The following is a 14686-nucleotide window of genomic DNA, read 5'->3' as shown; positions in this document are numbered from 1 at the left end:
TTCGGCTTTCGGTACGGCGACTGGAAGACCATGAAGCTGCGCGACCTCTTAGGCAATGATGCCGCGATCGAGCCCGCAATCGCGGCGCTCGAGGCGACGGGCCTTGCGCTCGACAGCCGCGTGGTCAAGGCCGGCGATCTCTTCTTCGCACTCGCGGGCAGCAAGACCGACGGAGCGCGCTTCATCGATGCCGCGGTGGCCGCAGGCGCCGTGGCTGTCGTCGGCGACCACGCGCCGGCTGCCTGCAAGGTGCCGTTCATCACTGTCGCCAATCCGCGCCGCGCGCTGGCGCTGGCAGCTGCAAAATTCTTCCCGTCGCAGCCCGCGACCATCGCCGCGGTGACCGGCACCAGCGGTAAGACCTCGGTCGCAGCGTTTACGCGCCAGATCTGGGAGCGGCTGGGGCACGCTTCCGCCAGCATCGGTACCATCGGCCTCGTCTCGCCCAAGCGCACCGTCTATGGCTCGCTGACCACGCCGGATCCGATTGCGCTGCACCGGCAACTCGACGAGATCGCGCGCGAGGGCGTGACGCACCTCGCCTTCGAAGCGTCCTCGCACGGGCTCGATCAGTACCGGCTCGACGGCGTGCGCGTCTCGGCCGGCGGCTTCACCAATCTGTCGCGCGACCACATGGATTATCATCCGACCGTCGCGCATTATCTTGCAGCGAAACTCCGCCTGTTCCGGGAACTCGTTTCTCCGGGCGGCGCGGCGGTGATCTCGGCCGATCACGATTGCTCGGCGGAAGCGATCGATGCTGCGAAGGCACGCGGCCTGCGCGTGATGGCAGTCGGCCGCAACGGCGACGGGGCAGGCGATGGTATCCATCTTGCCGACGCCAAGGTCGAAGGATTTTCGCAGAAGCTGACGGTCGAGCATCGCGGCAAGCGCCATGCCGTCCGGCTGCCGCTGGTCGGCGAATTCCAGATCGAGAACGCGCTGGTATCGGCCGGACTTGCGATCGGGACCGGCAGCGATGCCGCCAATGTGTTCGCAAGCCTCGAACATCTCGAAGGCGCCAAGGGCCGGCTCGAGCGCGTCGGCGAGCGCAATGGCGCGCCGATCTTCGTCGACTACGCGCACAAGCCCGATGCGCTCGCCAAGGCGCTGCAGGCGCTGCGGCCCTATGCGAAGCGCAGGCTGGTTGTCGTGTTCGGCGCCGGCGGCGATCGCGATGCCGGCAAGCGTCCGATCATGGGCGAGATCGCGGCCGACAATGCCGACGGCGTCATCATCACCGACGACAATCCGCGCAGCGAGAAGCCCGAAACCATTCGCGCCGAAATCCTCGCAACCGCAAAGGGCGCCCGCGAGATCGGCGACCGTGCCGCGGCAATCCGAACCGCGATCGAGGAATTACAGGAAGGCGATGCACTGCTCGTCGCCGGCAAGGGACACGAGACCGGGCAGATCGTCGGCGGCCAGGTGCTGCCCTTCAGTGATCACGAGGCGGTCGCCGCCGCATTAGCGTCGAGGGTTGCATGAGCGCGCCGATATGGACGGTTGCCGAAGTCGCGCGCGCGCTGGGCGCTGCCGGATCATTTCCGGATACGCCGATTGATTTCGTCACCCAGGACAGCCGGCTGGTGAAGCCGGGCAGCCTGTTCGTTGCGCTGAGCGGCACGCCGAGCGGCGGCTTCGTCTCGGCCTTCGCCAGCGCGCGCGACGGCTGGGAGTTCGCGGACAAGGCCGAGGCTTCCGGCGCGGTCGCGATGATCGTGCCGCACGAGATCGCGGGCATTCGCATCCCCCAGATCGTCGTCAAGGACACGCTGATCGACGGCCTCTGGGGCCTCGCGCGCGCCGCCCGCGCCCGCTTCCGCGGGCCTGTGATCGGGCTCACCGGCAGCGCGGGCAAGACCAGCACCAAGGAATTTCTGGCGGCCTATCCGAACGCCTATGCCAGCCCGTCCAGCTTCAACAATTTCTGGGGCGTGCCGCTGACGCTGTGCAATGCCAGGCTAGATGCCAGCCTCTGGGTCGTCGAGATGGGCATGAACCAGCAAGGCGAGATCGCGCGGCTCAGCGAACTGACGCGGCCCACCGTCGCACTCGTCGTCAACGTCCAGCCCGTGCATCTGGAAAAGCTCGGCTCGCTCGAAGCCATCCGCCGCGAGAAGGTGTCGATCGCGCTCGGCCTGCCCGAGGACGGGGTGCTGGTGCTGCCGGCCGGGCTGAAGGCATCCGAATGGAAGGGCAAGGTGGTGCGCTTCGGCGAGCATGCCGAGGTGCACGAGGTCACGCACGCGCCGCATGGCGAGAGCTGGCAGGTCGTGGCCATGATCGGCAAGAAGCAGATCGCCTTCAGCCTGACGCCGGGCGCGCCGCACCGCGTGCAGAATGCGCTGGCCGCGCTCGCCGCCATCCGCGCCGCGAGCCTCGATGCGGCGACGCTGGCGATCAAGCTCGATCGGGTCGGCATCATGACCGGCCGCGGCGTCGAGCAGGCGGTCGGCGGTATCACCGTGATCGACGACAGTTTCAACGGCAATCCGGCCAGCGTCGCCGCGGCGCTGCAAAGCCTCCAGGCGCGCAATGTGACCGGCGGCCGTCGCGTTGCCGTGCTCGGTGACATGCTGGAGCTGGGCGATGATGCACCAGGCTATCACACCGGCCTTGCCAAGCATCTCGACGGGATCGACGGGATCTACTGCGTCGGCCCTCTGATGCGCCATCTCTATGATGTGCTCCCGGCCGGCAAGGGCCTCGGCTGGCACGACGATCCCGCCACCTTGAAGCCGAGTGAGGTCGCGAACCTGCTGAAGGCAGGCGACGTCGTGGTTGTCAAGGGCAGCAAGAAGATGTTCTGGGTCAACAAGTTTGTGCCGGGCCTGGTGGCCGCCTTGCAGGCAAAGGCGTAAACTGCTTGGAAGGCGCTGTTGCCGAACCCCACCCTTTGCGGCGCGAAGCCGTCCGGTTTCCCGGAGGTCGCGCGACCATGATGAAGACCAGCGAATGCGCGTAAGGCACGTTGAGGCCAAGCTCAAGAAGATCAAGGCCAAGACCGCGTGCGCAAAGGCGCCATAGGACCGTCTGAATGTTTTACTGGCTGATCGAGCTCTCCAACACATTTCCGGGCTTCGGTGCCGTTCGCACCTTCCTGAACGTATTCCGCTACATCACCTTCCGCACTGGCGGCGCGGTCGTCACCGGCGCGCTGTTCGTGTTCCTGTTCGGGCCCTGGATTATCGATCACTTACGCATCCGCCAGGGCAAGGGCCAGCCGATCCGGACCGACGGTCCGCAATCGCATCTCGCCAAGAAGGGCACGCCTACGATGGGCGGGCTGATGATCCTGTCCGGCCTCACGGTCGGCACGGTGCTGTGGGCCAATCCGCTCAACCCCTATGTCTGGATCGTGCTGGCGGTGACGCTCGGCTTCGGCTTCGTCGGCTTCTATGACGACTACCTCAAGGTGACCAAGCAGACCACGACCGGGTTCGGCAGCAAGCTTCGCCTGCTGATCGAGGCGGCGATCGCGCTGGTGGCCTGCTACGCGCTGGTGCGGCTGAACCGCGATCCCGCATCGACCGCGCTGACGATCCCGTTCCTGAAGGACACCGTGCTGCACTTCGGCTGGTTCTTCGTCATCTTCGGTGCCTTCGTCATCGTCGGCTCCGGCAACGCGGTGAACCTCACCGACGGGCTCGACGGCCTCGCCATCGTTCCCGTGATGATCGCGACCGCGAGCTTTGCGATGATCGCCTATCTCGCCGGCAACGCGGTGTTCGCCGAATATCTGCAGATCAAATATGTCGCCGGCACCGGCGAGCTCGCGGTGCTCTGTGGTGCGTTATTGGGCGCCGGCCTCGGCTTCCTCTGGTTCAACGCGCCGCCGGCCTCGATCTTCATGGGCGACACCGGCTCGCTCGCGCTCGGCGGCATGCTCGGCGCCATCGCGGTCGCGGTGAAGCACGAGATCGTGCTGGCGGTGATCGGCGGCCTGTTCGTGCTGGAGGCGGTCTCCGTCATCGTGCAGGTGGTGTCGTTCAAGCTCACGGGCAAGCGCATCTTCCGGATGGCGCCGATCCATCACCATTTCGAGCAGCTTGGCTGGACCGAGCCGCAGATCGTGATCCGCTTCTGGATCATCTCGGTGATGCTGGCGCTGGCCGGTCTCTCCACGCTGAAGCTGCGGTGATCGATCGATGATCCCCGTCACGTCCTTCGCCGGCAAGACGGTCGCGGTGTTCGGCCTCGGCGGCTCGGGGCTTGCCTCCTGCCACGCCTTGAAGGCCGGCGGTGCCGAGGTAATCGCCGCCGACGACAATGCCGAGAATGTCGCCAAGGCCGCGCAGGCCGGCTTCATCACTGCCGATCTGCGCAACGTGTCCTGGGCGAATTTTACCGCGCTGGTGCTCGCGCCCGGCGTGCCCCTGACCCATCCAGTGCCGCACTGGAGCGTGCTGAAGGCGCGCGAGGCGGGCTGTGAGGTGATCGGCGACATCGAGCTCTTCTGCCGCGAGCGGCGCCGCCACGCGCCGGATGCGCCGTTCGTCGCCATCACCGGCACCAACGGCAAGTCGACCACGACGGCGCTGATCGCACATCTGACCAAGGTCGCCGGTTACGACACCCAGATGGGCGGCAATATCGGCATCGCGATCCTGTCGCTGGAGCCGCCACGCATGGGCCGCGTCCACGTCATCGAGATGTCGTCCTACCAGATCGACCTCACGCCCTCGCTCGATCCCTCGGTCGGCATCCTGCTCAATGTCAGCGAGGACCACATCGATCGCCACGGCACCATCGCGCACTACGCCGCGGTGAAGGAGCGTTTGGTTGCCGGCGTGCAAGCCGGCGGCACCGCGATCGTCGGCGTCGATGACGGCTTTTGCCGCGACATCGCCGACCGGCTCGACCGCGCCGGCAAGACCGTGGTGCGGATCTCCGTCAAGAATCCGCTGGCCTCAGGCATCCATGTCGAGCACGGCAATATCGTGCGCACCGCGGGCGGCGCCCGCAGCGAAATCGCCGCGCTCGGCGGCATCGGCTCGCTGCGCGGCCAGCACAACGCGCAGAACGCAGCCTGCGCCGCCGCTGCTGCGCTCGCGATGGGCGTCAGCCTCGATGTTCTGCAAAGCGGGCTGCGCAGCTTTCCAGGCCTTGCGCACCGCATGGAGCAGGTCGGCCGCCGCGGCAACGTGCTGTTCGTCAACGATTCCAAGGGCACCAATGCGGATGCCACGGCGCACGCACTGTCGTCCTTTGCCGACATTTTCTGGATCGCCGGCGGCAAGCCCAAGGCCGGCGGCATCACTGGCCTGACCGGCTATTTCCCGCGCATCCGCAAGGCCTATCTGATCGGCGAGGCCGCGCAGGAGTTTTCGGGAACGCTGGGCACGCAAGTGGCGCACGAGATCAGCCAGACCCTCGACGTCGCGGTCGAGAACGCCGCGCGCGACGCGGAAGCCTCAGGCCTCACCGACGCCGTCGTTCTGCTCTCGCCGGCCTGCGCCTCCTTCGACCAGTACCGCAATTTCGAGATCCGCGGCACAAAGTTCCGCGAGCTGGTGCAGGCGCTGCCGGGCGTGAAGCCGGTGGTGTGAGGCGCGCCGGCACGTCGTTCTCCGCTGTCGTCACCCGCGAAAGCGGGTGACCCAGTATTCCAGAGGCCCATCGAGAAGACGTCGACCGCCGCGGCGTACTGGATGCCCCGCCTTCGCGGGGCATGACGAGCATGTGTGGTGGTGCTGCGCACTATCTCCAATGTTATCGACTTCCTTAACCCTGCGGTAACCAACCTCGGCGACCAATGGACGGACCTCTGTCCGAAAGCGGCCGCCCATGCTCTCCCGTGAAGAACGCACCCCCTTTTCCGAGTGGTGGTGGACCGTCGACAAGCCGCTGATGGGCGCCATTTTGGCGCTGATGCTGACCGGGGTGATCCTGTCGCTGGCGGCAAGTCCGCCGGTTGCGACCCGCATCGGGCTCGATCCCTTCCACTTCTTCAGCCGTCACGTGCTGTTCCTGCTCCCGTCCTGCCTGGTGCTGCTCGGGGTGTCCTTCCTGTCGCCGCGCGCAATCCGCCGCTCGGCGCTGATCATCTTCGCGGCGAGCATCATCCTGATCGTGCTCACGCTTGCGATCGGCCCGGAGGTGAAGGGTTCGCGGCGCTGGATCACGCTGCTCGGCGTCAACATCCAGGCCTCCGAAATCGCAAAGCCGTCGTTCGTCGTGATCGCCGCCTGGCTGTTCGCGGAATCGACCAAGCGGCCGGAGATGCCGGCGACCTCGATGGCGCTGGTGCTGCTTATGATGCTGGTCGCGCTGCTGGTGATGGAGCCGGACTTCGGTCAGACCATGCTGATCCTGATGGTGTGGGGCTCGCTGTTCTTCATCGCGGGCATGCGCATGATCTGGGTGTTTGGCCTGGCGGGCCTCGGTGCGGCCGGCCTGTTCAGCGCCTATCTCTTTGTTCCTCACGTGGCCGGACGCATCAAGCGCTTCATGAACCCGGCCTCGGGCGACACCTTCCAGGTCGATACCGCCATGGAAGCCTTCTACAATGGCGGCTGGTTCGGGCTCGGGCCGGGCGAGGGCATCGCCAAGCGCAGCCTGCCGGACAGTCACACCGACTTCGTGTTCGCGGTCGCGGCCGAAGAGTTCGGCATCATCCTGTGCCTGGCGATGCTGACGCTGTTCGCCTTCGTCGTGATCCGCACGCTGTCGCGCGCTTATGCCAATGAGGACATGTTCTCGCGCTTTGCCGCCTCGGGTCTTGCGATCCTGTTCGGCGTGCAGGCCGCGATCAACATGTCGGTGAACCTGCAACTGATCCCCGCCAAGGGCATGACGCTGCCGTTCATCTCCTATGGCGGCTCCTCGATCGTGTCGCTCGCCTATGGTGTCGGCATGATGCTGGCCCTGACGCGGCTTCGCCCACGCACAGAGGTCGAGGCCAGCGGCCATGCCGACGCGATGCGGAGTTACGCGTAGCTGCGCTCGTGTCCCGGACAAGCGCAGCGCAGAGCCGGGACCCAGAATGCCGCACCCATATCGCAGGATTGGGCCCCGGTCAGCAGCGCACCACGCTGTGAAGGGCGGCGTGCTGCGCTGCGCCCGGGGCACGAGCATCGTGGGCCGGCTCGCAATGACTGAAAACTCCCTGTAAAACTCCCCGACCATGGACAATTCCCCCCTGATTCTTCTCGCCGCGGGCGGCACTGGCGGCCATCTGTTTCCGGCCGAGGCACTCGGCGTCGAACTGATCCGGCGCGGCTTTCGCGTCCGCCTCGTCACGGATGAGCGCGCGCTACGTTACAGCGGGCTGTTCAGCAAGGACATGATCGACGTTGTTTCGAGCGAGACCGCGCGGGGCCGCAATCCGTTGCAGCTCGCCTATGCCGGGCTCACGCTCGCTGCCGGCACGCTCTCTGCGTATAGTCTGATCAAGCGGTTGAAGCCCGTTGCCGTCGTCGGCTTCGGCGGCTATCCGACGCTGCCGCCGCTGGTCGCTGCCAAATTCGCCGGCGTACCCGGCATTATTCACGACGCCAACGCGGTGCTCGGCCGCGCCAACCGGTTCCTCTCGGGCCGCGTACGCGCGATCGCGACGTCGCTGCCCGGCGTGCTCGACCGCGATCCGGCGCTATCAGGCAAGACCACGACGGTCGGCACTCCGATGCGCCCGGCGGTGCTCGCCGCGGCTGCCGTGCCTTACGCTGCGCCCGAGGTGAACGGCCCGCTGCGGCTGCTCGTCGTCGGCGGCAGTCAGGGCGCGCGCATCATGGCCGACATCGTGCCTGGTGCGATCGAGCGGCTCGAGCCTGCGCTGTGGAGCCGGCTCATGCTGACCCAGCAGGTGCGGGACGAGGACATGGCACGCGTGCGCGCCGTCTATGACAAGCTCAAGATCAAGGTGGAGCTGGCGCCGTTCTTCACCGATTTGCCGGCACGGCTCGCTTCAAACCATCTCGTGGTATCGCGCTCCGGCGCCGGCACGGTGGCCGAGCTCGCAGCGATCGGCCGGCCCTCGATCCTGGTGCCGCTGCCGGGCTCGATCGACCAGGACCAGTTCGCCAATGCCGGCGTGCTGGTCAAGGTCGATGGCGCGATCCGCATCCCGCAGACCGAGTTCACCTCCGACCGGTTGGCGTCCGAAATCTCCGCCTTCGCCGCCGAGCCTGCGCGCCTTGCCGCCATGGCGCAGGCCGCCCGCGGCGCCGGTCGGCTCGACGCCGCCGAGCGACTGGCTGATCTGGTGGTCAAGGTCGCGGGAATCTGACGCGAAAAAGCCCTTGTCTTCGCCTTCTAAAGCGGGGCATCCAGTAGGAAAGGCGCGCGGCTGATTTGGCCGTGACCTTCGCCAGATGCCGCCTGCGCAAGGCGGCGAGGTCAGGGAACACAGCATGAGACTGCCGCGCGAGATCGGACCCATCCACTTCGTCGGGATCGGCGGGATCGGCATGAGCGGCATCGCCGAGGTGCTGGTCAATCTCGGCTATGCCGTGCAGGGCTCGGACGCTTCCGACAATTACAATCTCGACCGCCTCCGCAAGAAGGGCGCAAAAGTCTCGGTCGGCCACAAGGCCGAGAATGTCGACGGCGCCGAGGTCGTGGTCGTGTCCACCGCGATCAAGCGCGACAATCCGGAACTGATGGCGGCGCGCGAACGTCGCATTCCCGTGGTGCGCCGCGCCGAGATGCTGGCCGAGCTGATGCGGCTGAAGAGCTGCGTCGCCATCGCCGGCACCCACGGCAAAACCACCACGACCACGATGGTCGCAACGCTGCTCGATGCCGGCGGGCTCGATCCCACCGTGATCAACGGCGGCATCATCAACGCCTATGGCTCCAACGCGCGCCTTGGCGCGGGCGACTGGATGGTGGTGGAGGCCGACGAGAGCGACGGCACCTTCCTGAAGCTGCCGACCGATGTCGCCATCGTCACCAATGTCGACCCTGAGCATCTCGATCACTTCAAGACCTTCGAGGCCGTGCAGGACGCCTTCCGTCATTTCGTCGAGAACCTGCCGTTCTACGGCTTTGCGGTGATGTGCATCGATCATCCCATTGTGCAGAGCCTCGTCGGCAAGATCGAGGACCGCCGCATCATCACCTATGGCGAGAATCCGCAGGCCGATGCGCGGCTCGTCGATCTGACCCCGATGGGCGGCGGATCGAAGTTCAAGGTCGCGTTCCGCGATCGCAAGACCGGAGCCGTGCACGAGATTTCCGATTTGATGCTGCCGATGCCGGGACGTCACAACGCCTCCAACGCGACGGCGGCGATTGCTGTCGCGCGCGAGCTCGGCGTGTCCGACGAAGCAATCCGCAAGGCGATCGCCGGCTTCGGCGGTGTCAAGCGCCGCTTCACCAAGACCGGCGAATGGAACGGCGTCACCGTGATCGATGATTACGGCCACCATCCGGTCGAGATCGCGGCGGTGCTGAAGGCGGCGCGGGAATCCACCAACGGCAAGATCATCGCCGTGGTGCAGCCGCATCGCTACACCCGCCTGCAATCGCTGTTCGAGGAATTCTGCACCTGCTTCAACGATGCCGATGCGGTCGTTGTCGCCGACGTCTATGCCGCCGGCGAAGCGCCGATCGAAGGCATCGACCGCGATCATTTCGTCACGGGCCTGCGCGCCCACGGCCATCGCGAGGTGGTCCCGCTGCCGAATGCCGGCGAGCTGGCCAATATCGTCCACGGCATCGCCAAGAGCGGCGGTCTCGTCGTGTGTCTGGGAGCGGGCAACATCACGCAATGGGCATATGCCTTGCCGGATCAGTTGAAGGCGCTGGGGTGAGAATGCCGATGGGAGGCTTGCAGGCAGCCGCACGGCAAACTGCGCTCCCTCCCCCCTTGTGGGGGAGGGCGGGGGAGAGGGGTAGCCACAAACTCCGATCTCGCTTGGGGCTACCCCCCTCCCTGGCCCTCCCCCACAAGGGGGGAGGGAATGGAGAAAGCTTGCGTCCCTCACACGAGGTGAGTGTTCACGCATGACCTTCCCCGACATCACTCCCGCTCTCAAAGCCGCGATGCCGGAGCTGCGCGGGCGGCTGCTGGCCAACCAGTCGCTGGCCGAGCTGACCTGGTTTCGCGTCGGCGGCCCTGCCCAGGTGCTGTTCACGCCGGCGGATGAGGACGATCTCGCTTACTTCCTCGCGCATCTTTCTCCCGACGTTCCGGTCTATGTCGTCGGTGTCGGCTCCAATCTGATCGTGCGCGACGGCGGCATTGCGGGTGTCGTAATCCGGCTGGCGCCGCGCGCCTTCGGCGAGGCCAGCGCCAGCGGCGATATCGTCACTGCCGGTGCAGCCACGCTCGACAAGCGCGTGGCGGAAGTGGCTGCATCCGCCAATGTCGGCAGGCTCGAATTCTATTTCGGTATCCCCGGCACCATCGGCGGCGCGTTGCGCATGAATGCCGGCGCCAACGGCGGCGAGACCAAGGACGTATTGATCGAGGCGCGCGGCGTCGGGCGAGACGGCAGCAAGCACGTGTTCTCCAACGCCGACATGAAGTTCGTCTACCGCAACAGCGGCGTCGATCCCTCCATCATCTTCACCTCCGCGCGCTTTCGCGGCGAGATCAGGGATAGTGAGGCGATCCGCGCGCGCATGGCGGAGGTGCAGACCCATCGCGAGACCGCGCAGCCGATCCGCGAGAAGACCGGCGGCTCGACCTTCAAGAATCCGCCCGGCCATTCCGCCTGGAAGCTGGTGGATGCCGCCGGCTGCCGCGGCTTTCGCGTCGGCGGCGCGCAGGTCTCCGAGATGCACTGCAATTTCCTGATCAACACGGGCGATGCCACCGCGCACGACATCGAGACGCTGGGCGAGACCGTGCGCGAACGCGTGAAGGCAAATTCCGGAATTGAGCTACACTGGGAAATCAAGCGGATTGGGGTTTCCCCCTAACAGTCATTCCGGGGGCGCGCGGCGCAACCCGGAATCTCGAGATTCCGGGTCTGGTGCTTGCGCACCATCCCGGAATGACAAAGCACGAGGCAGCGAATGCGCATCACCATCCTCTTCGGCGGCTCCAACCGCGAGCGCCTGGTTTCGGTCGCCTCGGCCCAGGCCCTGCATCAGGCATTGCCCGAGGCCGATCTATGGTGGTGGGACGTCGAAGACAAGGTACACACCGTCCAGTCGAAGCAGCTGCTCGAACATGCCCGCCCCTTCGAGGACGAGTTCGCCCCCGGCACGCGCGGCATCCCGCTGGCGCAGGCGCTCGACCAGGCCAAGGCCGAGGATCGGGTGCTGGTGCTCGGTCTGCATGGCGGACGTGCCGAGAACGGCGAATTGCAGGTGATGTGCGAGGCGCGCGGCGTGCCCTTCACCGGCTCGGGCTCGGCCTCCTCGCATCTGGCCTTCGACAAGTTCGCGGCCAAGCGGTTTGCGGCGCTCGGCGGTGTGACCCCGCCGGAAAACGTTGCGCTCGACAACATCGACGAGGCTTTTGCCCAATACGGAAGGCTGATCGCAAAGCCCGCGCGCGACGGATCGAGCTATGGCCTGATCTTCGTCAACGCCAAGCAGGATCTCGTCGCCGTCCGCAATGCGGCCAAGCACGAAGAGTACGTCATCGAGCCCTACATCGCCGGCGTCGAGGCGACCTGCGGCGTGCTGGAGCGCGCCGATGGTTCGATCATCTCGCTGCCGCCGATCGAGATCATCCCGGGCGAGGGCAGTTTCGATTACGCCGCAAAATATCTCCTGAAGTCGACCCAGGAGATTTGCCCCGGCCGTTTCGCACCCGAGATCACCACGGCGCTGCAGGCGCAGGCGATGCTGGCGCACCGCGCGATGTCCTGCGCCGGCTATTCCCGGTCGGACTTCATCGTCTCGGACAAGGGCCTCGTCTATCTCGAGACCAACACGCTGCCCGGGCTGACCAAGTCCTCGCTCTACCCCAAGGCGCTGAAAGCCGAGGGCATCGAATTCGTCGACTTCCTGCGCGGCCTGGTGGAGCTCGCCGGGCAGCGCGTGCGGAAATAATTAGGACTGGTTAACGGCCGAATCGGCCAAACGGGCCAGTTTGGGGTCCAAAACCGGTAAAATGCCGGACATCGCGGCATAAATGCCTCACGTCGCGGGGCAAAATGCGCCGGACGTTAACGAACTTTACCTTTTGTTTACCAGGACGTCCGAAGGTTAACGCTGGCGGCGCATATGGCGCTTTGGCTGCCGGCGCGTGAGCTGTCGGGGGTGATGTCACCTCCAGCGAACGCTTTGAAGGGGAGAGGCTTCTTCTGCTGAAGACCAGCACCCGGCCCGGCACGTCGAAGACGTCATGTTCGCCAGGATCCGCGCGATGTCGCGGGCAAACTGTTGACGAGCTCGTGCAATGGATGGAGCAGGAAGCCTCACCCGGTCGTTTTTCAGATCGCTGAGGCCCCAAGCTGACCTGAAGGCGGCCGCTGTCGGAGCGGTCGTGCTTCTGCGCGAGTGGCTGCAGGACAAGCGCCAGCAAAGACTTCACGCCGCGCGTGCTGCTGCCAAGATCAAGGCCAAGGCCATCATCGAGCGTGAGCCGCCGCCGCGCGTGGTCGCATTGGTGGAGCGCTATCTGCCGCGCCGGGTCGGGATCAGCATGACCGTGCTGCTTTTGATCGGCAGCACCGGCTTCGGCATCGTCAAGGGCGGCCATCTCCAGGATTTCATCACCGCGGTCAGCGATGCCCGCAACGCGCTGGCCAATTCCGCCGGGTTCCGCATCACTTCCGTCGTGATCAATGGCCGCAAGCATCTGACCCAGGACGAGATCCTGGCCATCGGCGGCGTCAGCGGCCGTTCCTCGCTGCTGTTCCTCGATGCTGACGCGGTGCGCGACAAGCTCAAGGCCAATCCGTGGATCGCGGATGCGACCGTGCTGAAGCTCTATCCGGGCCAGCTGATGATCGAGCTCACCGAGCGCAAGGCATTCGCGCTGTGGCAGGAGGCCGGCCGGCTCTCGGTCATCGCCGATGACGGCGCCGTGCTCGAACCCTATGTCTCGCGCCGCTTCCTGTCGCTGCCGCTCGTGGTCGGCAAGGGCGCCGAGACCCAGGCCCGCGATTTCCTCGCGCTGCTGGCGCGCTATCCGCAGGTCAACTCGATCACCAAGGCCGCGATCTTCGTCGGTGAGCGGCGCTGGAACCTGAGGCTCAAGGACGGTCTCGACATCCGTCTGCCCGAGCAGGACGTCGGCAACGCGCTGGCGATGCTGTCCAAGCTCGACAAGGAGGACAGGCTGTTCTCGCGCGACATCGTCGCCGTCGACATGCGCCTGCCTGATCGCCTGGTGGTGCAGCTGTCCGAGGACGCCGCCAAGGCGCGCGAAGAGCTGTTCAAGGACAAGAAGAAAAAGAAGGCCGGGGATTCCGCATGACCGGTCTTGATCGCACCCAGACCCCGAAGACGCGCCCGATGCCGCACAAGCGCGGCGGCCTCGTCGCCTGCCTCGACATCGGCACCAGCAAGATCGCCTGCATGATCGCGCGGCTGAAGCCGTCGCCGCCGAGCGAGGCGCTGCGCGGCCGCACCCATGCGGTGGAACTGATCGGTTACAGCCAGATCCAGTCGCGCGGGATGAAGGCCGGCGCGGTGATCGACCTTACCGAATGCGAGCAGGCCGTGCGCCAGGCCGTCGCGCTCGCGGAGAAAATGGCCAAGGTGCGGGTCGAGTCCGTGCTGCTCTCGGTCTCCGGCGGTCGGCTTTCCGGCCAGCTGGTCGAAGCCGCCGCAGATATCCGTGGTGGCGCCGTGACGCAGGCCGATGTCAGCCGCGTCACCTCCACCGGCATGCGTCATGCCACCGGCGAAGGCCGCACCGTGCTGCACGCGCTCCCGGTCGGCTACACGCTCGACGGCGTCAAGGGCATCCGCGATCCCCGCGGCATGGTTGCGCATCAGTTCGGCGTCGATATGAACGTCGTCACCTGCGACGCCACCGTGGCGCGGAACCTGATGCTGGCGGTAGAGCGCTGCCACATCAATGTCGAAGCGATGGCGGCCAGCCCTTACGTCGCCGGATTGTCGGTGCTGACCGACGACGAGGCCGATCTCGGCGCCGCCGTTGTCGAGATGGGCGCCGGCACCACTACGATTGCCGTTTATTCAGGCGGCCGTTTCGTGCATGCGGCGGGTTTTGCGGTCGGCGGGCAACACATCACGATGGATCTTGCGCGCGGACTCTCCGCGACCATTGCCGATGCCGAGCGAATCAAGACGTTATACGGGACCGTCATCACCGGCGGATCGGACTCGCGTGAGCTGATGTCTGTGCCGACAGCCGGTGACGAGCAGGATCTGCCGCAGATCGTCTCCCGCGCCACCATCGCCAACATCGTCAAGCACCGTGCCGAGGAAGTCTTCGAAATGGTTCGGGACAAGCTGAAGGATTCGCCCTTCGCCTCAGAGCCCAACGGCCGGGTCGTGCTCTCGGGCGGCGCCTCGCAGCTGACCGGCCTCGTCGAACTCGGCACCCAGATTCTCGGCCGGCCCGTGCGGGTCGGACGTCCGCTCGGCTTCGGCCGGCTGCCCAACGAGGCGAAGAACGCCGCGTTCGCGGTGCCGGCCGGACTCCTCGTCTACCCGCAATATGTTCACCACGAACATGTCGAACCGCGGCATACGCGGCAGCAGGTCAAGACAGGGACCGGCGGTTATTTCGGAAAGGTCGGACGATGGCTACGCGAGGGCTTCTGATGATTCATTTCCGCAATTCCCGACTTTCACCAACTCCCGC

11 protein-coding genes are annotated in these 14686 nt (G+C 66.0%); all 11 read left to right on the top strand.

The features are described from left to right. Positions 1–30: 30 nt before the first annotated feature. The 11 genes from GGD67_RS23655 to ftsA all read left to right on the top strand — a co-directional run bounded on the left by GGD67_RS23655 (position 31) and on the right by ftsA (position 14646). Positions 31–1488: a UDP-N-acetylmuramoyl-L-alanyl-D-glutamate--2,6-diaminopimelate ligase gene (locus GGD67_RS23655; protein ID WP_179736191.1), complete on the top strand. Its 1458-nt coding sequence runs from the start codon at positions 31–33 to the stop codon at positions 1486–1488. Continuing rightward, positions 1485–2864: a UDP-N-acetylmuramoyl-tripeptide--D-alanyl-D-alanine ligase gene (gene murF, locus GGD67_RS23650; protein ID WP_179736189.1), complete on the top strand. Its 1380-nt coding sequence runs from the start codon at positions 1485–1487 to the stop codon at positions 2862–2864. The genes GGD67_RS23655 and murF overlap by 4 nt, the downstream gene beginning before the upstream one ends. A gap of 176 nt (positions 2865–3040) precedes the next feature. Further along, positions 3041–4144: a phospho-N-acetylmuramoyl-pentapeptide-transferase gene (gene mraY, locus GGD67_RS23645; protein WP_018318673.1), complete on the top strand. Its 1104-nt coding sequence runs from the start codon at positions 3041–3043 to the stop codon at positions 4142–4144. Between the two features lie 7 nt (positions 4145–4151). Beyond that, a complete protein-coding gene (murD, locus tag GGD67_RS23640; protein ID WP_179736188.1) occupies positions 4152–5552 on the top strand; it encodes a UDP-N-acetylmuramoyl-L-alanine--D-glutamate ligase in 1401 nt (466 codons plus the stop codon). A gap of 238 nt (positions 5553–5790) precedes the next feature. After that, positions 5791–6942, top strand: a complete 1152-nt coding sequence (gene ftsW / locus GGD67_RS23635) for a putative lipid II flippase FtsW (protein WP_018318676.1) — start codon at positions 5791–5793, stop codon at positions 6940–6942. A gap of 187 nt (positions 6943–7129) precedes the next feature. Further along, complete coding sequence (gene murG, locus GGD67_RS23630; protein WP_092253460.1) at positions 7130–8230, top strand: undecaprenyldiphospho-muramoylpentapeptide beta-N-acetylglucosaminyltransferase; 1101 nt, start codon at positions 7130–7132, stop codon at positions 8228–8230. Positions 8231–8354: 124 nt separating this feature from the next. Then, entirely contained in the window at positions 8355–9758 is a 1404-nt protein-coding gene (gene murC / locus GGD67_RS23625; RefSeq protein WP_179736186.1) for a UDP-N-acetylmuramate--L-alanine ligase, read from the top strand. 193 nt (positions 9759–9951) lie between these two features. Next, positions 9952–10872 carry a UDP-N-acetylmuramate dehydrogenase gene (gene murB / locus GGD67_RS23620; protein ID WP_179736184.1) on the top strand — a complete coding sequence of 307 codons (921 nt, stop codon included), beginning with the start codon at positions 9952–9954 and terminating at the stop codon, positions 10870–10872. Positions 10873–10968: 96 nt separating this feature from the next. Beyond that, the gene (locus tag GGD67_RS23615; RefSeq protein WP_179736182.1) at positions 10969–11955 is read left to right on the top strand and encodes a D-alanine--D-alanine ligase; all 987 of its coding nucleotides are present in this window, start codon (positions 10969–10971) and stop codon (positions 11953–11955) included. 349 nt (positions 11956–12304) lie between these two features. After that, positions 12305–13327, top strand: a complete 1023-nt coding sequence (locus GGD67_RS23610; RefSeq protein ID WP_018318681.1) for a cell division protein FtsQ/DivIB — start codon at positions 12305–12307, stop codon at positions 13325–13327. Continuing rightward, positions 13324–14646 carry a cell division protein FtsA gene (ftsA, locus tag GGD67_RS23605; RefSeq protein WP_018318682.1) on the top strand — a complete coding sequence of 441 codons (1323 nt, stop codon included), beginning with the start codon at positions 13324–13326 and terminating at the stop codon, positions 14644–14646. The genes GGD67_RS23610 and ftsA overlap by 4 nt, the downstream gene beginning before the upstream one ends. Positions 14647–14686: the final 40 nt, after the last annotated feature.

The sequence above is a fragment of the Bradyrhizobium sp. IAR9 genome (assembly GCF_013408065.1).
GTDB lineage: Bacteria > Pseudomonadota > Alphaproteobacteria > Rhizobiales > Xanthobacteraceae > Bradyrhizobium.
Note: the sequence above shows the minus strand (reverse complement) of the source record. Positions and strands in the feature narration are given on the sequence as shown.